The sequence below is a fragment of the Herbiconiux aconitum genome (genome assembly GCF_024979235.1).
Lineage (GTDB): Bacteria > Actinomycetota > Actinomycetes > Actinomycetales > Microbacteriaceae > Herbiconiux > Herbiconiux aconitum.
In genome coordinates this window covers 992542-1011397 of sequence record NZ_JANLCM010000001.1, presented here as the reverse complement: position 1 = coordinate 1011397, position 18856 = coordinate 992542, and the positions used below count along the sequence as shown (strand labels likewise).

At 67.9% G+C, this 18856-nt stretch carries 18 protein-coding genes; 8 read left to right on the top strand and 10 right to left on the bottom strand.

The window, feature by feature from the left end:
- The first annotated feature begins 10 nt into the window (after positions 1-10).
- Genes N1027_RS04585 through N1027_RS04575 form a run of 3 tightly spaced genes read left to right on the top strand, consistent with a single transcriptional unit; the run spans position 11 to position 3012 of the window.
- Positions 11-2125, top strand: coding sequence for an MMPL family transporter (locus tag N1027_RS04585; RefSeq protein WP_259505646.1), 2115 nt, complete (start codon positions 11-13; stop codon positions 2123-2125).
- 39 nt (positions 2126-2164) lie between these two features.
- Positions 2165-2764 carry an HdeD family acid-resistance protein gene (locus N1027_RS04580; protein ID WP_259505645.1) on the top strand — a complete coding sequence of 200 codons (600 nt, stop codon included), beginning with the start codon at positions 2165-2167 and terminating at the stop codon, positions 2762-2764.
- The gene (locus N1027_RS04575; RefSeq protein ID WP_259505644.1) at positions 2761-3012 is read left to right on the top strand and encodes a hypothetical protein; all 252 of its coding nucleotides are present in this window, start codon (positions 2761-2763) and stop codon (positions 3010-3012) included. Before N1027_RS04580 ends, N1027_RS04575 begins: the two co-directional genes overlap by 4 nt.
- Positions 3013-3090: 78 nt before the next feature.
- On the opposite strand, the gene purB is transcribed toward N1027_RS04575, so the two are convergent.
- The 3 genes from purB to N1027_RS04560 all read right to left on the bottom strand — a co-directional run bounded on the left by purB (position 3091) and on the right by N1027_RS04560 (position 5521).
- Positions 3091-4485 carry an adenylosuccinate lyase gene (gene purB, locus N1027_RS04570; protein ID WP_259505642.1) on the bottom strand — a complete coding sequence of 465 codons (1395 nt, stop codon included), beginning with the start codon at positions 4483-4485 and terminating at the stop codon, positions 3091-3093.
- 63 nt (positions 4486-4548) lie between these two features.
- A complete protein-coding gene (locus N1027_RS04565; RefSeq protein WP_259505640.1) occupies positions 4549-5079 on the bottom strand; it encodes a low molecular weight protein-tyrosine-phosphatase in 531 nt (176 codons plus the stop codon).
- A 40-nt stretch (positions 5080-5119) separates the two neighbouring features.
- Positions 5120-5521 carry a phage holin family protein gene (locus tag N1027_RS04560; protein ID WP_259505639.1) on the bottom strand — a complete coding sequence of 134 codons (402 nt, stop codon included), beginning with the start codon at positions 5519-5521 and terminating at the stop codon, positions 5120-5122.
- 62 nt (positions 5522-5583) lie between these two features.
- Between N1027_RS04560 and N1027_RS04555 the strand changes: the two genes are divergently transcribed.
- Genes N1027_RS04555 through N1027_RS04535 form a run of 5 tightly spaced genes read left to right on the top strand, consistent with a single transcriptional unit; the run spans position 5584 to position 10874 of the window.
- Positions 5584-6171, top strand: coding sequence for a GNAT family N-acetyltransferase (locus N1027_RS04555; protein WP_259505637.1), 588 nt, complete (start codon positions 5584-5586; stop codon positions 6169-6171).
- 44 nt (positions 6172-6215) lie between these two features.
- Positions 6216-7307, top strand: a complete 1092-nt coding sequence (locus N1027_RS04550; RefSeq protein ID WP_259505635.1) for a histidinol-phosphate transaminase — start codon at positions 6216-6218, stop codon at positions 7305-7307.
- Complete coding sequence (locus N1027_RS04545) at positions 7304-8443, top strand: thiamine pyrophosphate-dependent dehydrogenase E1 component subunit alpha (protein WP_259505633.1); 1140 nt, start codon at positions 7304-7306, stop codon at positions 8441-8443. The genes N1027_RS04550 and N1027_RS04545 overlap by 4 nt, the downstream gene beginning before the upstream one ends.
- Complete coding sequence (locus N1027_RS04540) at positions 8440-9462, top strand: alpha-ketoacid dehydrogenase subunit beta (protein WP_259505631.1); 1023 nt, start codon at positions 8440-8442, stop codon at positions 9460-9462. The genes N1027_RS04545 and N1027_RS04540 overlap by 4 nt, the downstream gene beginning before the upstream one ends.
- Before the next feature lie 11 nt (positions 9463-9473).
- Positions 9474-10874 carry a dihydrolipoamide acetyltransferase family protein gene (locus tag N1027_RS04535; RefSeq protein ID WP_259505629.1) on the top strand — a complete coding sequence of 467 codons (1401 nt, stop codon included), beginning with the start codon at positions 9474-9476 and terminating at the stop codon, positions 10872-10874.
- Between the two features lie 5 nt (positions 10875-10879).
- On the opposite strand, the gene N1027_RS04530 is transcribed toward N1027_RS04535, so the two are convergent.
- The 7 genes from N1027_RS04530 to N1027_RS04500 form a co-directional block, all read right to left on the bottom strand.
- Positions 10880-11905 (bottom strand): Lrp/AsnC family transcriptional regulator, encoded by a 1026-nt coding sequence (locus N1027_RS04530; protein ID WP_259505627.1) that lies wholly within the window; start codon positions 11903-11905, stop codon positions 10880-10882.
- A 2-nt stretch (positions 11906-11907) separates the two neighbouring features.
- Positions 11908-12828 (bottom strand): alpha/beta fold hydrolase, encoded by a 921-nt coding sequence (locus tag N1027_RS04525; RefSeq protein WP_259505625.1) that lies wholly within the window; start codon positions 12826-12828, stop codon positions 11908-11910.
- A 64-nt stretch (positions 12829-12892) separates the two neighbouring features.
- Positions 12893-14104, bottom strand: a complete 1212-nt coding sequence (locus tag N1027_RS04520) for a M24 family metallopeptidase (protein WP_259505623.1) — start codon at positions 14102-14104, stop codon at positions 12893-12895.
- 8 nt (positions 14105-14112) lie between these two features.
- Entirely contained in the window at positions 14113-15024 is a 912-nt protein-coding gene (locus tag N1027_RS04515; RefSeq protein ID WP_259505622.1) for an ABC transporter permease, read from the bottom strand.
- The gene (locus tag N1027_RS04510; RefSeq protein ID WP_259505620.1) at positions 15021-15983 is read right to left on the bottom strand and encodes an ABC transporter permease; all 963 of its coding nucleotides are present in this window, start codon (positions 15981-15983) and stop codon (positions 15021-15023) included. Before N1027_RS04510 ends, N1027_RS04515 begins: the two co-directional genes overlap by 4 nt.
- A 33-nt stretch (positions 15984-16016) precedes the next feature.
- Positions 16017-17633: an ABC transporter substrate-binding protein gene (locus tag N1027_RS04505; protein WP_259505618.1), complete on the bottom strand. Its 1617-nt coding sequence runs from the start codon at positions 17631-17633 to the stop codon at positions 16017-16019.
- The gene (locus tag N1027_RS04500) at positions 17633-18841 is read right to left on the bottom strand and encodes a dipeptidase (RefSeq protein ID WP_259505616.1); all 1209 of its coding nucleotides are present in this window, start codon (positions 18839-18841) and stop codon (positions 17633-17635) included. Before N1027_RS04500 ends, N1027_RS04505 begins: the two co-directional genes overlap by 1 nt.
- Positions 18842-18856 lie beyond the last annotated feature (15 nt).

The following is an 18856-nucleotide window of genomic DNA, read 5'->3' as shown; positions in this document are numbered from 1 at the left end:
AGACGACAGGATGCGCGCGATCGCCCGATTCGTGAGCGGACTGACCGCTCGCGGCACCGCTTGGATCACCCTCGGGCTCTCGGTCGTCGCCATCGCAGCGCTCTTCGCGCTGCTGCCCACGAGCTCTGCCGACAGCTTCCCGCCGAGCGGTCTGCCGGACTCCAGCGAAGCCGCCCAGGTCACCGCTCTGCTCGACGATTTCCCGAGCGCCGACACCACCGCCGGCGTGCTCGTCTGGAGCCGTGACGGCGCCGCGCTCACCGATGCCGACAGGGCCGCCATCACGGCCAACGCCGCCACCCTCGCCGAGCAGTCCATCGCCCCGCAGGCCGTGGTGCCGCAGTTCAGCGACGACGGTACGGCGGCGCTGGTCGCCGTGCCCCTCGACGCCACCGAGGCCGAAGACGACTTGGCCGCCACAGCGACGGACCTCCGTGCGACCGCGAACAATGACCTGCCGGAGGGTCTCGAAGCCCTGCTCACCGGGCCTGTGGGCTTCCAGGCCGACATCTCCAACGCCTTCGCGGGGGCCGACTTCCGACTGCTCCTCGTCACCGTCATCGTGGTCGCCGTGCTGCTCATCATCACGTACCGCAGCCCCGTGCTGTGGATCGTTCCGCTCGCCGTGGTCGGCATCGCCGACGGTCTCGCCCGCGTCGTCGTCACAGCCCTCGCCGAACCGCTCGGCATCACCATCGACGCCTCGATCGGCGGCATCCTCTCCGTGCTGGTCTTCGGCGCGGGCACCAACTACGCCCTGCTGCTCGTGGCGCGCTATCGCGAGGAACTGACGCGTGAAGAGAACCGGCATCGCGCCATGCTCACGGCGGTCACGAGTGCCGGGCCGGCCATCGCCGCGAGCGGCGGCACCGTCGCGCTGAGCCTCCTCACCCTGCTCCTCGCACAGCTCTCCGGCAACCGCGCGCTCGGTTTCGCCTGCGCCATCGGTGTGGTCATCGCCATCCTGTTCGCTCTGCTGGTGCTGCCCGCGGCGCTGGTGGTCTGCGGGCGCGGGCTCTTCTGGCCCTTCGTGCCGCGGGCTCCACGACCGGACGGCGACGCTTCGAGCGGCCAAGCCCACCAGCACGCCGCCGCCAAACAGGGTGTCTGGATGCGCCTCGGCCGGGGAGTCGCGCGCCGCCCGGCGGTCGTGGCGATCGTCGCCACCCTCGGCATCGGCGTGCTGGCCCTCGGGCTCTCCGGCTACCGCGTGGGTCTGTCGCAGACCGATCAGCTGCTCGGCGACCCGGAGTCGGTCACCGCGCAGGAGGTGATCGACGGCTCGTTCTCGGCCGGCCTCACCGGCCAGACCATCGTGCTCACCCCCGACGACGCGGCCGAACAAGCCACCACCCTCGCCGAAGGGGTCGACGGCGTCGAATCCGTGCGCCCCGGCGAGAGTTCGGGCGGCCTCACCCGCCTCGACGTCTCGCTCGCGAGCGAGCCCGAGAGCGAGGCTGCCTTCGCGACGATCGAGGGGCTGCGGGATGCCTATGCGAACGCCGACGGAGACGTGAGCCAGACCCTGGTCGGCGGCAGCGACGCCACCGCCCTCGACACGAACACCGCAGCGGCGGCCGATCAGGCACTGATCATCCCGTTGATCCTCGCCATCGTGTTCATCATCCTGGCGCTGCTGCTGCGCTCCCTGGTGGCGCCGGTACTGCTCATCGCCAGCGTGCTCGCCACCTTCTTCGCCAGCCTCGGCGCCTCGAACGTGCTCTTCCAGAACGTGCTCGGCTTCCCGGCCTTCGACTCCAACGTCATCCTCTTCGCCTTCCTCTTCCTGGTGGCGCTCGGCGTGGACTACAACATCTTCCTCACGACCCGCGCCCGCGAGGAGACCGTCGGGCACGGCACCAGGGAGGGCATGGTCAGGGCCCTGAGTTCCACCGGCGGGGTGATCACGAGCGCAGGCATCCTGCTCGCCGCCGTCTTCGCCGTGCTCGGCGTGCTGCCCGTGGTGGCGCTGACCCAGATCGGTGTGATCGTCTGCATCGGGGTGCTGCTCGACACCCTCGTGGTGCGTACGGTGCTGGTGCCCTCGCTCGTCTTCCTCACCGGAGACCGCTTCTGGTGGCCGTCGAAGCCGGCACTCGCGAGGCACTCAGCCAGAGCGCAATAAACTAAGGGCACGAGCACGACCTGAATCGAGGCCCCCGGAGTGACCGACTCACCCCGCACGACCGTGCGGTCGCCCTACTGGGGTGTGCCCGTGGCCCGCGCTGTGCCGTTCATCGTCACCGCCCTCGTCATCACCTTCTCGCCGAATCACTCCGCCCAGGCGGGACTCCTCGCCTACGGCGTCTTCGCCATCGTCTCGGGCATCATCGTGGGCACGCTGTCCTGGCGCACGGTGCCCGAGAAGTCGACCCGGGTGATCTTTGTCATCCAGGGCGTCTCCAACGTGCTGTTCGGCGCGCTCGCACTCGGCTTCAATGCCGGCGGCCTCGGCTTCTTCTTGTTCTGCGCCACGATGAACTCGGCGATCTGCGGCTTCCTCGAGCTCTACTCGGGCCTTCGGCAGACCAAGAATCCGGCCAGCCGCGACTGGGCCATCGTCGGGGCGCTCACGGTGGTGTTCGCCCTCGTGCTCATCTTCTTCCCGACCGACCCGGTGTTCGCCGTGGGGATGTTCGGTGCCTATGCCGCCATCGTCGGGCTGTTCCTCGTGATCGCAGGGCTCTCCCTGCGCTGGGGAACCCAACCGTCCCCCGCTACCCGAAGCGGGCGGCAACACCCCACAACGGGAAAGAGATCGTGAACGAACCCTCGAGGCGCGATCGGCTGAAGCCGGTCGAACTGCTCGTCCTGTCCGCCGTCATGTCGCTGTTCGTCGGACTGGTGGTGCTGCTGTCGACGCGCGAACTCATCCTCTCGGCCATCTTCTTCGGAGTGGCCTTCATCGTGTCGCTCGTGATCCTGGCGATGTTCTCGCTGTCGATCAAGCCGAACGACGCCGAGCAGCACGAGATCGACGACGACGAACAGCCGAAGCCCTCAGCGCACTGAAACGACGGAGCCTCAGGCGCGATGCGGCCTGAGGCTCCGTCGTTTCGGCGAATCGGCGCCGAACTCCGTCGTTTCGCGCTATTCGGCGGGGGGCAGGATGTGGTCGACGAGCTGCGACGCCAGGCCGGTGTAGCTGGCGGGCGTGAGCGCCACCAGGCGCGCCTTCGCCTCGTCGCCGATGTCGAGACCCTGCACGAACTCCACGAGCTCGGCCTGCCCGATGCGGTGACCGCGCGTCAGCTCCTTCAGGAGCGCGTACGGGTCGGCGATCGAGGAGCGCCCGGCGGTCACTTCGGCGCGCACGACGGTCTGGATCGCTTCGCCGAGCACCTCCCAGTTGGTGTCGAGATCGGCCGCAAGGGCGTCGGTGTTCAGCGAGATCTGCCCGAGCCCGCCGCGGATGTTGTCGAGGGCCAGCAGCGAGTGACCGAGCGCCACGCCGATGTTGCGCTGGGTCGTGGAGTCGGTGAGGTCGCGCTGCAGCCGAGAGGTGACGAGCGTCGCGGCCAGTGAGTCGAGCAGGGCCGAGGAGATCTCGAGGTTGGCCTCGGCGTTCTCGAAACGGATCGGGTTGATCTTGTGCGGCATCGTCGACGACCCGGTCGCGCCCGCGACGGGGATCTGCGTGAAGTACCCCATCGAGATGTAGGTCCAGACATCGGTGCAGAGGTTGTGCAGGATGCGGTTCGCGTGGCTGATGCGGTTGTAGAGCTCCGCCTGCCAGTCGTGCGACTCGATCTGCGTGGTGAGCGGGTTCCAGACCAGCCCGAGCGAGGTCACGAAGCCGCGCGAGATGGCCTGCCAGTCGGCGGTCGGATCGGCCACGAGGTCGGCCGCGAAGGTTCCGGTGGCGCCCGAGAACTTGCCGAGGTACTCGGTGGCCTCGATCTGCGCGCGCACCCGTGACAGGCGGTGCACGGTGACCGCGAACTCCTTGCCCATCGTGGTGGGGGTGGCCGGCTGGCCGTGGGTGTGGGCGAGCATCGCGTCGTCTCGGTGCGCGACGGCGAGGGCCCGCAGCTCGGCGATCACGGCGTCGAAGGCCGGCAGCCAGACCTCCGTCACGGCCTCCCGGATGGTGAGCGCGTAGGAGAGGTTGTTGATGTCTTCGCTCGTGGCGCCGAAGTGGGTGAGCTCCGCGATCTCGGTGAGCCCGAGATCGGCGAGTTTACGGCGCACGTAGTACTCGACGGCCTTGACGTCGTGCCGGGTGGTGGCCTCGAGCTCGGCGATCTGGTCGATGTCGGCCTGACCGAAGTCCTGGATGACCGACCGCAGCCGGCGCGAGAGTTCAGGATCGAGCGGGGTGGAGCCGAACATCGAGTGGTCGGTGAGGTAGAGCAGCCAATCGATCTCGACGTGCACCCGCGCCCGGTTGAGACCGGCCTCGGAGAGGAACTCGCCGAGTTCGGAGACCGCGGGGCGGTAGCGTCCGTCGAGCGGGCTGATGGGCTGGGGAGGCAATGGAGGCATGGTGTCTTTCGAGTGACGGGATGGTCGGTCGGGCGGCCGGATGCCGCGGAGGAGGTCGGAGCGTCAGAGGGCGAGCCGTGACCGGCGGAAGGCCGGTTCGAGCTGCCGGAGCAGGGCGCGGCAGGAGTGCTCGATCATGGTGAGCACCGAGTCGAACATCGCCGCATCGGAGTAGTAGGGGTCTGGCACATCCGATCGCCCCGCGTATTCCGGGTCGAAGCCGAGCAGCAGGCGCACCTTCGAGCGGTCTTCGTCGGTGCGGGCCCAGGAGCGGAGCACCCGCTCGTGACTGCGGTCGAGGGCCACCACGAGGTCGAGTGAATCGAACCAGCTGGGGTCGAACTGCCGCGCGCGGTGCGTGCTGCCGTCGAAGCCGTGCGACTCGAGGGCTGCGATGGTGCGGGGATCGGCGTGCTCACCGACGTGCCACTCCCCCGTGCCCGCCGAGCTCACCGACACCCGGTCGCCGAGCCCCGCCTTCTCGACCAGATCGCGCAGCACGATCTCGGCCATCGGCGAGCGGCAGATGTTGCCCGTGCAGACCATCGAGATGCGGAACGCCTCGTTCTGCGGCTCGTCGGGCGGAAGGGGCATGGTGTCTATTCTCGCATCGGCGCCGTCGACCCGCTGAGCGCTAGGAACGCTTGCCGGCGAGCGGGCGGAGGATGGCGCCGATGATGGCACCCAGGATGGCGAGCACCAGGCCGCCGAGCACGGCCCACCAGAAGTTCTCCACCGTCAGGCCGAAGCCGAAGAGCGAGGAGATCCAGCCGGCGAGCAGGAGCAGCAGAGCGTTCACGACCAGCGCGATGAGGCCCAGGGTGAGGATGTAGAGCGGGAACGCGACGATGCGGATCGCCGTTCCGATGATGCCGTTCACGACGCCGAAGATGAGGGCGACGAAAAGATAGGTGAGAACGGTGGAGAGCACTCCGTCGTCGGTGCCGAACGCGTCGACTTTCACTCCTGCGACGATCAAGGTGGTGAGCCACAGTGCGATGGCGTTCGCGACGAGGGAGACCAAGAATCTGCGCATGCCCCCACTATCCCAGACGCCCGCGATTCGCGAAACGCCCCTTCCGGGTGCAGAGTCGGAGCATGGTCCGTATCCCCTGGGCGCCCGGGTACCCCGTCGCCACCGCGCGCCTCGATCTCCGGCCGCATCGCCTCGACGACCTCGACGATCTGCACCGCTACCACTCCGACCCCGAGGTGGTGCGCTACATCCCGTGGCCGGTGCGCACGCTCGACGAGACGCGCACTGCGCTCGAGTCGCGCACCCACCAGGGCGTGGTGTTCGAGCCTGGGCAGTGGCTGGTGCTCGCGATGGAGGTTCGCGAGACCGGCCGGGTGATCGGCGAAGTGCTGCTGAAGTACGACAGTGAGACGGATGCGCGGGGCGAGCTCGGCTACGCGATGGCCGCCGACATGGCCGGCCAGGGCTATGCGACGGAAGCCGCACGGGCGGTGCTCGCCCTCGCGTTCGACGACTTCGGCCTGCACCGGGTGATCGCCCGCCTGGACGCCAGGAACGCGGCATCCGCTCGGTTGCTGCACCGGCTCGGGATGCGTCAGGAGGCCCTGTTCCGCCAGGACGAGTGGTTCAAGGAGGAGTGGACCGACACCCTCGTTTTCGCGATGCTGGGCGAGGAGTGGCGGGCGTCTGACGCTCCGGACCGAGCCTGAACATATTCCGGAGAAGCTTTCATACCGAGAACTAAGATGAACGGATGAGTTCCGACCCCGGCACCCCGTTGCACTTCCCGGTGAAGATGCGCCCCGAGATCCTCGCGCTCCCCGCTTACAAGCAGGGATTGGCCGCGCCGACCGGGTTCAAGCTCTCGTCGAACGAGAACCCCTTCGATCCGCTGCCCGGTGTGCTTGACGCCGTCGACGCCGCCACCAGGCAGCTTCACCGCTATCCGAATGCCGCAGCTCCGGAGATCACGGCGCGGTTGGCCGCGGAGTGGGGTGTCGAGAACGACGAGGTGATCGTGGCCGCCGGTTCGGTGGCGCTGCTCGTGCAGTTCGCTCTCGCCTCGGCCGGGCACGGCGACGAAGTCGTCTACTCCTGGCGCTCCTTCGAGGTGTACCCGTGGATGACGGTGCTTCCGGGCGCCACGGCGGTTCCGGTCGCGAACACGCCCGACCACCGGCACGACCTCGTGGCGATGGCGGCGGCGATCACCGATCGCACCCGGCTCGTGATCGTCAACTCTCCGAACAACCCCACCTCCACCGTGGTGACGAAGACCGAGTTCGAGACGTTCATGGCGGCGGTTCCGAGCGACCTGCTCGTCATCCTCGACGAGGCCTACGCCGAGTTCGTCACGGATGCGGATGCGGTGAACGGCCGGGAGCTCGTGGGCCGCTACCCGAACCTCGTCATCCTGCGCACCTTCTCCAAGGCCTACGGACTGGCGGGACTACGGATCGGCTACGGCATCGGCCCGGCTCCCATCCTCGGCGCCGCCCGCACCACGATCACGCCCCTCAGCCTCACCGACCACGCCCAGGTGGCCGCCATCGCCTCGCTCGACCGCAGCGAAGAACTGCACGAGCGCGTGGCGAACATCGCCGCCCGGCGCGAGACGGTCTGGCAGGCGCTCGTGGCGATGGGCTGCGACGTGCCCCGGCCGCACGGCAACTTCGTCTGGTTCCCGACCGGCGACCACACCACGGAGGCCCTCGAGGTCTTCCGCTCCCACGACATCACCGCGCGCGCCTACCTGCCCGACGGCGTGCGGTTGACGATCGGCGAAGAGGAATCCGTTGAGAACGTCCTCGCCGCCGCCGAGAAGATTGCGAGATTGATCGGATGAGCGACTTCGCCACCGACACCCAGACCGAGACCGTCCGGTTCCTGAACCCCGAGGGCGTGCTGGCTCCGAGCGCCACGGCCGAGGAATACGCCCCCTACCTCGATCGGCTCAGCGAGGCCGACCTGACGCAGTTCTACCGCCACATGGCGGTGGTGCGCCGCTTCGACCAGGAGGGCACCAACCTGCAGCGCCAGGGCCAGATGGCGCTCTGGGTGCCGAGCCATGGCCAGGAGGCCGCCCAGGTGGGTTCCGCCTTCGCCGCCAAGCCGCAGGACCACATCTTCCCCTCCTATCGCGAGCACGCGGTGGGTCTCGTGCGCGGGATCGACGTGCTCTCGATCGTCGAACTGCTGCGGGGCAACACGCACGGCGGTTGGGATCCGACCGATCCCACGAACGGCAACTTCCACGGCTACACGCTGGTGATCGGGTCGCACACGCTGCACGCCACCGGCTACGCGATGGGCATGCAGCGCGACGGCGTGGTCGGCACCGGCGACGACGAAGTGGATGCCGCGGTGCTCTGCTACTTCGGAGACGGCGCCACGTCACAGGGCGACGTGAGCGAGGCCTTCGTCTTCTCCGCGTCGAGCCAGACGCCGAACGTGTTCTTCTTGCAGAACAACCAGTGGGCCATCTCGGTGCCGGTGCGCGTGCAGTCGCGCACCCCTCTCTATCTGCGGTCGCGCGGCTTCGGCATCCCGAGCGTTCAGATCGACGGCAACGACGTGCTGGCCAGCTTCGCGGTGACGGCCAAGCACCTCGACGACGCGCGTGGCGGCCGCGGCCCCCAGTTCATCGAGGCGCTGACCTACCGGATCGGGGCGCACACCTCCTCCGACGACCCCACCAAGTACCGCGACGAGGCCGAGTACGACTACTGGGTCGCACGGGATCCGATCATCCGGTTCGAGAAGTATCTGCGGTCGCTCGGTCAGTCCGACGCGTTCTTCGCCGAGGTGCGCGCCGAGGCCGAGGACTTCGCCGCCGACATCCGCCACCGCACCCTCACGCTGACCCCGCCACCGATGTCGACCATCTTCGATCGCGTGTATTCCGAACCCCACCCCGTGATGGCCGAGCAGAAGCTCTGGCTCGAACGCTACGAGGCCTCGTTCGAGGAGGAGCAGGCATGAGCTCGATCGACACCACCGCACCCGGCACCGCACGCCCCGTCGCCCGGGTCGAAGAACTTCCGATGGCCCGGGCACTGAACGCCGGGCTCCGGCAGGCGCTCGCCGACGACCCGAAGGTGCTGCTGATGGGTGAGGACATCGCCACGCTCGGCGGCGTCTTCCGCGTCACCGAAGGCCTGCAGGCCGAGTTCGGCGACCGCGTGATCGACACCCCGCTGGCCGAGTCGGGCATCGTCGGCACCGCGATCGGCCTGGCCCTGCGCGGTTACCGGCCGGTCTGCGAGATCCAGTTCGACGGCTTCATCTACCCCGGCTTCGACCAGATCACCTCGCAGCTCGCGAAGCTCACCAACCGCGGCCAGGGCGCCTTCTCGATGCCCGTGGTCATCCGGGTGCCCTATGGGGGCCACATCGGCGCCGTCGAGCACCACCAGGAAAGCCCGGAGGCGTACTTCGCCCACACGGCGGGCCTGCGTGTGGTGAGTCCGTCGACCCCGAACGACGCCTACTGGATGATCCAGGAGGCCATCGCCTCGAACGACCCGGTGATGTTCTTCGAGCCGAAGAGCCGCTACTGGCCGAAGGGCCCGGTCGACTTCGCCGGAACCGCTGCCCCGCTGCACGCCAGCCGCGTGGTGCGCACCGGCACCGATGTCACTCTGCTCGCCCACGGCGCCATGGTGAGCGTGCTCATGCAGGCCGCCGAGATCGCGACCGAAGAGGGGGTGAGCGCCGAGGTGATCGATCTGCGGTCGCTCAGCCCCATCGACTACGGGCCCATCCTCGACTCGGTGGCCAAGACCGGCCGCCTCGTGGTGGCGCAGGAGGCCTCCGGCTTCGTGAGTGTGGGGTCCGAGATCGCCGCCACCGTCGCCGAGCGGGCCTACTACTCGCTGCAGGCACCCGTGCTCCGGGTGTCGGGTTTCGACACCCCCTTCCCGCCCGCAAAGCTCGAAACACTGTTCCTCCCCGACGCCGACCGCGTCATGGAGGCAATCGACCGGGCCATGGCCTACTGAGGATTCAGAAGATGACGACGTCGCAGTTCCACCTGCCCGATGTGGGCGAGGGCCTCACCGAGGCCGAGATCGTGTCGTGGAAGGTCGCCGCGGGCGACACCATCGAGATCAACCAGGTCATCGTCGAGATCGAGACGGCCAAGTCACTGGTCGAGCTCCCGTCGCCGTTCGCCGGCACCGTCGAGGGCATCCTCGTGGCCGAGGGCGCGACCGTCGACGTGGGCACGCCCATCATCTCGGTGGCCGCGACCGACGGGCAGGAAGCTCCGCCGCCGCCCGAACCGGTCGACCATCACAAGCTTCCGGCGCCCGGCGCCGACCTCACCGCGGTGCGGACGCTGGCCAGCACGGCGGAGCAGGTCTCCGCCGCCGAGGCAGAGCCGGAGGAGACCTCCGGCGCCGTGCTCGTGGGCTACGGCATCAAGGGTCAGGTCTCCAGCCGTCGCACGGGCCGGATGGGCGCGCGAGCGAGCATCCCCGCCATCGGCGAGGCCCCGGATGCGAAGGTGCCCACGCAGCGCCTGGCGCGCATCCATCAGCCCATCCCCGGCGTGCCGGTGATCGCGAAGCCCCCGATCCGCAAGCTCGCGAAAGATCTCGGTGTCGATCTCAACGAGGTCACCCCGACCGGGCTGATCGGTGACATCACACGCGATGACGTCATCCGGCACGCCGACCAGGCGAAGGTGTTCCACAACATCGAGACCCCGCAGTGGGCACCGGTGCGCGAAGAGCGCATCCCGGTGAAGGGCATGCGCAAGCAGATCGCGAAGGCGATGGTGGCGAGCGCGTTCACGGCGCCGCACGTCTCGCTCTTCGTCGACGTGGATGCGAGCCGCACCATGGAGTACGTCAAGCGGCTGAAGACCTCGGCCGATTTCGCCGGCGTGAAGGTGTCGCCGCTGCTCATCATGGCGAAAGCCGTGATCTGGGCCGTGCAGCGTAACCCCATGGTCAACTCGGCCTTCACCGAGAAGGAGATCGTGGTGCGCAACTACGTGAACCTCGGGATCGCCGCGGCGACGCCCCGCGGGCTCATCGTGCCGAACATCAAAGACGCCCAGGACATGTCGATGCGCACGCTCGCCGAATCGCTCGAGCAGCTCACGCTGACCGCGCGCGAGGGCCGCACCTCGCCCGCCGACATGGCCGACGGCACCATCACCATCACGAACATCGGGGTGTTCGGCATGGACACCGGAACCCCGATCCTCAACCCCGGCGAAGTGGGCATCATCGCCCTCGGCACCATCAAGCAGAAGCCGTGGGTGGTCGACGGCGAAGTGCGGGCGCGCTTCGTCACCACCGTGGGCGCCAGCTTTGACCACCGCGTCGTCGACGGCGACGTGGCGAGCCGTTTCGTGGCCGACCTCGCATCCATCCTCGAGGAGCCCGCCCTCCTCCTCGACTGAGGGGGTCAGGCGGCGGGCTTCTCCGACTGGGCGACCTGGGTGCGCCACCAGGGGGTCTCGATGAAGCCGCGCTTCAAGAAGAGCAGCTCCATCGACGCGGTCCAGCCCTCCACGCCGCCGAGCTGCGAGAGCGTCGAGGTGATGAAGCCGTAGAGGTCGTCGGTCGAAGGCACGATCACCTCGCAGAACAGCGAGTTCTCATCGAGCGTGGCGGCCAGGTAGCGGATGGCCGGATGCTTGGCGAGTTCGAGAGCGACGGCGTCCATGCGCGAGGGGGTCACCTTGACGGTGAGCAGTGTCTCGGCCCCCATGCCGAGCGCGGGCGCCGGCACCAGGGTGAGGATGTCGATGCACTTCGACGAGCGCAACCGCTCGAAGCGCCGGCGCACGCTCGACTCGTTCATGCCCACCCGGTCGGCGATGGCCTGGAAGGTCTCGCGCCCGTCGTCGCGCAGGGCCTCGATGATCTTCCAATCCGAGGCGTCGAAGTGCGCGGGGCTGCAGCTCTCGGGCTCGACGTGGCGCTGGAAGTCGCTGTCGACATCCGGCAATGCCAGTGTGTCGGCGAAGAGCTGGCGGCCCCAGTCGAACGAGACCTTGTAGATGTGCATCACGAGGTCGCTGCGCCAGCGCTCGACGCCCTCGATCGACTGCAGTTCCTCGAGCAGCTGCGGGTAGTGCGTCGCGCCACCCTGCACCACGAGCTCCGCGATGATGTCGTACTGCCCGGTGACCACGGTGATGAACCGCACGTCTTCGTGGGCGACGAGCTGCTCGGCCACCATCAGCTGGGTGCCGGGCGCGCAGTTGATGCGGATGAAGAAGGAGTCGACCTGGCCGGCCGCTCCGAGCGCGGGGTTCACCGCGACCTTGATGACTCCGGAGGCGATCAGCGACTGGCCGCGCCGCGCGACGGTGGCGGTCGACGAACCGACCATCTCGGCGATGGCCCGCCAGCTCGCTCGCCCGTCGTGCTGCATGGCGACCACGATCCGGCGGTCGAGGTCGTCGAGGGTGTCGAGAGCTCGCACCGTCAGAGCTCCGTCGTGCTGTCCTTGCCCGTGGGGGCCACGCGGTGCAGGAAGTCCCGAACTGTCGCTGTCCATAGCTCGACCTCTTCGATCTGCGGAGAATGCCCTGATTTCTCGAACACCACGAGCTCCGAGTCGGGAATGAGGCTCGCGATGGTTTCGCTACACGATACCGGCGTGATCCAATCCGTGCGCCCCACGGTGATGAGCGTCGGTGCGGTGACGCCGGGCAGCTGCGGCTTGAGGTCGTAGTTCGGCAGGTTCTTCGAGAACGCGTAGTTGTGCGCTTCGTAGCGGTAGGGGGTGGCCGCCACCTTCTTCTCGACGGATGCCGGGTCGTAGTGGAAGTCGTAGAGCGGCAGGATCTCGCGCCAGCAGTCGCGCAGGTCGTCGTCGTCGGCCACCCGTCCCTCGTCGATGCGGTCGAACTTCTCCATGTCGATGGTGACCCGGTCGGAGGCGAGCGCGTTCTCGCGGGCGAGGTGGGCGTTGCCGTTGTCGGCCGAGGTGTCGCGCAGCACCATGGCGGTCACCCGCTCGGGGTAGCGGACGGCATACTCCATCGACATGAAACCGCCGTAGGAGCCGCCGGCCATCACGATGGTCTTGGCGCCGATCCATTCGCGCAGCCCGTCGATGTCGGCCGCCCACTGCTCGTGGCTGAACTCGCCCGAACCCTCGCTCTCGCCCGAGCCCCGGGCGTCGAACACCACCACCCGGTACTCGTCGGCCAGCCGCCCGAAGCTCGCGCGCGGCTCGGCGCGGCTGCCGAGGCCGGGAGCGCCGTGGTGGGTGATGATCACCGGCGCCCCCTCAGGGCCGAGCACCTCGACGGCCAGTTCGTTGCCGTTGATGGTGACACGCTGGGCGGTGGTGGTGGCTGCCGCGAACTCCGGCGAGACCGCGGTGGTGTTCTCGTTCATGGGTGACTCCTGTCGTTCTGTGGATCTGGTGGGGCTGTCGTGCCGGTGGTGCGTGATCGCCCGCTCAGAGCGGGATGGTGCAGTCGTCGAGCCCGCGCGGGAACGCGGTGAGCGGTTCCGACCCGGCCTCGGTCACGAGGATGCTGTCGCTGATGCGGTAGCCGGCGTGCCCCGGGATGTAGATGCCCGGCTCGTTCGACACCACCATCCCGGGCGCGAGCAGCGTCGGGTCGCCGGCCTCGAGCCACGGCGGCTCGTGCATGCCGAGCCCGATCCCGTGCCCCTGGCGGTGCCGGATGAAGTGCCCGAGTCCGGCGTCTTCGATCACGGCGAGGCAGGTGGCATTGGCCTGACGGCATTCGGCACCTGGCCGGATGGCCACACCGCCGACCTCCTGCGCCCGCCGGATCGTCTCGTGGTAGAGCCGCTGCTCAGGCGACGGCGTGCCGAGCACGAAGGTGCGCTCGCCCTCCACGAAGCGGCCGCCCACGGCGCAGCCGAGCGAGAGCATGAAGGTGTCGCCGTCGCGCAGCCGGTAGCCCGAGGGCAGTCCGTGCGGAAAGGCGGAGTTGGCGCCGGCATAGACCAGGGCCCCGGCGAGGGGCGACACCACCACCACGTCGTCGTGCTCGGCGTACATCGTGCGCACGCCGGTGCCCGTGACGTGCGAGTTGAGTTCGGCTTCGCTCGGCAGCTGACCACCGGATGCCACGGCCTCTCGAACGAGGGACACCCCCGCCTCGAGCATCACATCGGTGACCCGGGCGGCCTCGCGGTGCAGGGCGATCTCCTCGTCGAACTTGAGGTAGCGCGCCTCGGTCACGATCGTGGTGGGCAGGTACGAGGCGTCGGGGAGCTGCGCGGCGGACGCCGTGAGCCGCTCGTTCGTCATGTGCGTGGTGAAGCCCACGCGCATCCGGGAGCCGCCCCCGATGCGGTCGACGACTCGCGCCAAGGAGGCGAACGGCGGTTCGATGCCCGGGAACTCGGCGTAGGAGACGACCTCGGCCCGTGCGTTCTGCCGAAGGGCGTTCTCGCGTTCCAGTTCGGGGGTCATCAGCACCACGCGACCGGAGCGTTCGAGCCACACGGCCACGGGGCGCTCGCAGGGGTGGTGGAAGAAGCCGGTGAGGTAGGCGACGTCTTCGGGGTCGTCGGTGAGGAGGGCGTCGAATCCGTTCTCCTCCAGCGCGGGCAGCAGACGCTGTTGCACGCGATCGAAGAACTCCGGCGCGAGACGCTGGGTGAAACGGGGCGGGCTGTCGATCAGGGTCACGGATGCTCCTACCGGGCTCGGTTGCGCGGGTTGCGCGCGTCGTTGTAGGCGATCGACAGCAGCGTTGCCGAGAGCACGAGAAGAAGGATGGCGATGGAGGGGAACAGGGTCAGCCACCAGGCGCTCGACATGGCTCCGGATTGCTGCGCCTCGTAGAGGATGCGCCCCCACGACCAGGTGGTCGGGTCGCCCAGCCCGAGGAACGCCAGCCCCGCGGCCGAGAGCACCGCGCGCGAGGCGGTGACGACCACCGAGACCACGATCACCGGTGTCACGGCGGGCACGATGTGGCGCGAGATGATCCAGAGCGGCGAGGTGGTCATCAGGCGTGCCGCGTCGACGTAGGGCAGATTCACGATGGTGAGCGCTTGCGAACGCACCAGACGGGTGACTTCGGGCCAGGAGAACGCGGCGACCACGGCGATGATCGTCACGGTACTCGGCCCCACGAGAGCCGCGACCAGGATCATCAGCGGCAGCACCGGCAGCGAGAGCGTCAGGTCGACGATCACGCTGATGAACCCGTCGAGCTTCTTGAAGTAGGCGCCGAGCACCGCCACCAGCGTGCCGAAGGCGATGGCGATGACGGATGCCGAGATCGCCACGAGCAGACTCTGCTGCGTTCCCCAGATCACCTCGCCGAGCACGTCGCGCCCGAGCGAGTCGGTGCCGAAGGGGTACTGCAGACTCGGTGCCTTCAGCACGTCGGTGCCATAGCTGCCCGGGTAGGGCGCGAGCAGCGGAGCGGCCACCGACACCACGACGAGCAGCCCGAGGATGACGAGCGACGCGATGCCGAGCGGCTCTTTGCGGAATACCCGCCAAGTGGCCAGGCCTGCCCGCCCGTTCTCGGTGGCGACGGGCTCCGCGGGGGCGGACATCCCGGCCGTGACGGCGGGGTCGAATTCGAGAGAGGTCATGATGTCTTCACCCGGGGGTCGAGGAATCCGTAGACGATGTCGGTGAGCATGTTGGCGAGCACCACGGTGATCGCGAGCAGCAGGAACGCGCCCTGCAGCACCGGGAAGTCGAGTTGGGTCACGGCCTCGTAGATGCCGCGGCCGATGCCGGGGTAGGCGAACACCGTCTCGGTGAGAACGGCGCCACCCACCAGGAAGCCGAGTTGCAGGCCGATCAGGGTGGTGGTGGGCAGCAGCGCATTGCGCAGCGCGTGCCGCCAGAGGATGCGCCGGTAGGGCAGGCCGTTGGCCTTCGCCAGCGTCACGTAGTCCTCACCGAGGGCGTCGATCAGCGTCGAGCGCATGGTGAGCACGTAGGAGCCCAGCTGGATCAGCATGAGCGACACGGCCGGCAGCACGAGATGGGACGCCACGCTCCCGTACCAGGCCGCGCCGTAGGCATCCGTGTCGTAGGCGCCGCCGATCGGCAGCCAGCGCAGGGTGAGGCCGAAGACGAACAGCAGCAGCACGCCGATCGACGGCACGAAGATCGACTGCCCGGTGACGCCGATCACCTGCACCAGCTTGTCGAGGAAGCCGCCGCGCTTGGAGGCGGCGAGCACGCCGAGCGGGATGCCGATGGCGGTCGTCAGCACGAGGGCCGTCATGGTGAGCAGCAGCGTCCAGGGCAGCCGCTGCAGCAGCACGTCCATCACCGGGATGGACTGCGTGAACGAGACCCCGAAGTTCCCCTGCACGAGCTGCACGAGGTAGAGGCCGTACTGCACGAGCAGGGGCTTGTCGAGCCCGTACTGGGTGAGGAGGGCGGCCCGCGCGTCATCCGTCATGTTCGGACTGGCGACGGCCAGTGCCGGATCTCCGGGGAGCAGCCGCAGCAGGAGGAACGTCACGGTCACGGCGAACCAGATCGTGAACAGTGCCCTGCCGAGGCGCCGGAGAATGAATGATGAACGAGGCACGCGGGCCGCCCTTTCCCTTTGTCGACCGGGTGGTTACTGCACCTTGTGGGCGCTGGCGAGTGACTCGGGGTTCACGATCGACAGCAGCTCACTCGGCTGGGTGATGAATCCGTCCCATTTGTCGCTGTGGGCGAAGTACAGATTCTGCGTGTACATGATGTTGTCGTAGACGTTGTCGTGCACGATCTTCGCCGCTTGACGCATGATGTCGATCTTCTCGTCCTGGTCACTCGTGACAGCGCCCTGGGCGATCAGGTCGTTCAACTCGGGGTCGTCGACGTAGGTGTAGTTGATCGCGCCGCCCGGCAGGTACGACAGGGTGAAGTTCGTCACCGGGTCGTCCATGATGGCGAAGTTGCCGGCGTAGATGTCGAAGTCACCCTTGTTCGTCTGCGCCAGGTAGGTGTTGCGCTCCGTTCCCTGGAGTTCGATGGTGATTCCGGCTTCGGCCGCCGAGTCCTTCACGAGCTGCGCCCACTGGCTGGTCACGCTGTCCTGCAGCGAGTAGATCAGCCGGAACGAGACCGGGAAGTTGCCGTTCGCGTCGGCGGTGTAGCCCGCCTTCTCCATCAACTCGCGCGACAGGTCGGTGTCGAACTCGTACTCGGTGAGCGAGTCGTCGTAGTAATCGCTGAGCACCGGCATGAGCGGGCTCGACCCGGTCGACACCGCCTGGTCCTGCAGCACGACCTTGCGGATCGCCTCGTAGTCGACCGCGTGCGCCAGCGCCTGGCGCACCTCGACCTTCGCGAGGTCGGGGTTCTGCATGTTGTAGGTCATGTGCGCGTAGCCGAGGCCCGTGACCTCTTCGACGGCGATGCCGGGAGAGTTCTTCAGCTGGTCGACCTGTGCGGGCGGCAGGGCGTTGGCGATCGCGTCGACCTCACCGCTCTGCAGAGCCAGGATCTCGGTGTTGACATCCGGGAACACGCGGTAGACGACCTTGGCCGGGATGGGGGTGCCGCCCTCGACCAGCGGGTAGTCCTCCACGCGGTCGAGTTCGTAGCTCTGCCCCACCTGCACCTTCTGCAGCGTGAAGGGGCCTGCGCCCACCCAGCCGCCGTCCGATCCGTCGTTCGGGAAATCGGCGACCGAGGCCGCCTTCTCGAAGACGTGCTTCGGCACGACGTTGCCCCAGAACCCGATCTCCTCGACGATCGAGGAATCGGGCTTGGTGAGCTTCACCTCGACGCGGGTGTCAGAAACGGCGGTGGCCGACTCGAAGTTGGCGAGCTGGCCGTAGAAGGTGCCCGACGGGGCATCCTTCTTCACCGCGTTCATGGTCCAGGCCACGTCTTCGGCGGTGACGGGCTCGCCGTCGCTCCAGGTCATGTCGTCGCGGATCTCGTAGTATCCCGTGGTGTCGTCGACGTAGCCCCACTTCGTGGCGAGCTCGGGCGTCTTCTTGCCCGTGTCGTCGATCGACATGAGGTGCGGGTACATCAGGTTGGTGATCCAGTAGTCGCTGCGGCTGTTGCCGATCAGCGGGTTGTAGTTCACCACATCCGTCGTGGTCGCGATGGTGAGCGTGTCGGTGCCGGCGGCTGCCGCGCTCGTCGACGCTTCGGGGGGAGCCGAGGGCGCACAGGCGCTCAGCGTGAGGGCGACGCTCGCTGCGAGCGTCGCGATTGCCAGACTTCGTTTACGCATTAAACCCAGACCTCCTTCAGGACCCGCATGGTGTTGCCTCCGACGACGGCGCGGATTTCGTCGTCTGAGTAGTCGTGCTTCACGAGCCAGCCGATGATGTTGAAGAACTCCTCGGCCGGGTTCTCGATGCCGTCGACGTATTCCACTTCCTCGTATTCGACGTGTCCGTGCGCCTGGCTGATCGAGAGGTTCGACGAGAAGGCGTGGTGCAACCCCACGTGGTCACCGAACAGCGTGTCAGGTCCGAAGCTGACGTGCTCGAGACCCACCAGGTCGACGCAATACTGGAAGTGGTCCATCACCGATTCGAGCGAGTGCGACGGATGCGCCGGAGAGAGCGTGGTGTGCGGCGCCGCTTCGATGCCGATCACGCCGCCGCGCCTCGCGCACTCGATGATGGTCTCGTCGGTCTTCATCCGGTTCGTGGGCCAGAGGCCGCGCGCCCCGGCGTGGGTGATCAGCACCGGGTACTTCGACGCCTTGATCACGTCGACGCAGGTGCGGTCGCCCGAGTGCGAGATGTCGATGGCGATGCCGAGCTTGTTCATGCGCTCGACCGCGCGCTCGCCGAAGTAGGTGAGTCCGCCGTCTCCGCGCTCCTTGAGGCCCGAGCCGAGCGTGTTCTGCTCCGAGTAGGCGATGCCCATCTGGCGCACTCCGAAGCCGTAGAGCACGTCGAGCCGGTCGACCTCGTTCTCGATCATGGTCGCGGCCTCGAGGGCGAAGACGTGGGCGACCTTGCCCTCGGCCTTGGCCCGCTCGATGTCCTTCACCGACTCGGCTTTGATCACGAAGTCCTGGTGGGCCAGGTCGGCCATCCGCACCCCGAGGTCGAAGAGCACATCCTGGTACTTCCAGCCGGCGTCGCTCGAGATGCAGCAGGTGCCGTCCATCCCGTTGTCGAAGACCGCGGTGATGCCCGAGCGCGAGAGACCCTCGTAGCCCGTTGGTTCGCGACCCTGGCGGATGTGGTCGCGCAGTTGCGTCATGTCTTCGGGAAAGACCTGCACGTGGTCGTGCAGCGAGATGACGGTCTCTTCGCTCAGGAGCTTGCGAGTGCGCTCCTCCTCCGCCGCGCTGAGACCGAGTCCCTGGTAGGCCGGCACGCGGCCGATCTGCTTCGCGTAGGTGAACTCCTTGTAGTCCTTTCCTGCTTCCAGGTAGTCGTAGGCGGTGTAGCCCTTGTAGGCCGCGGCGGGATCAAGCATCTGATCTCCTTTTCT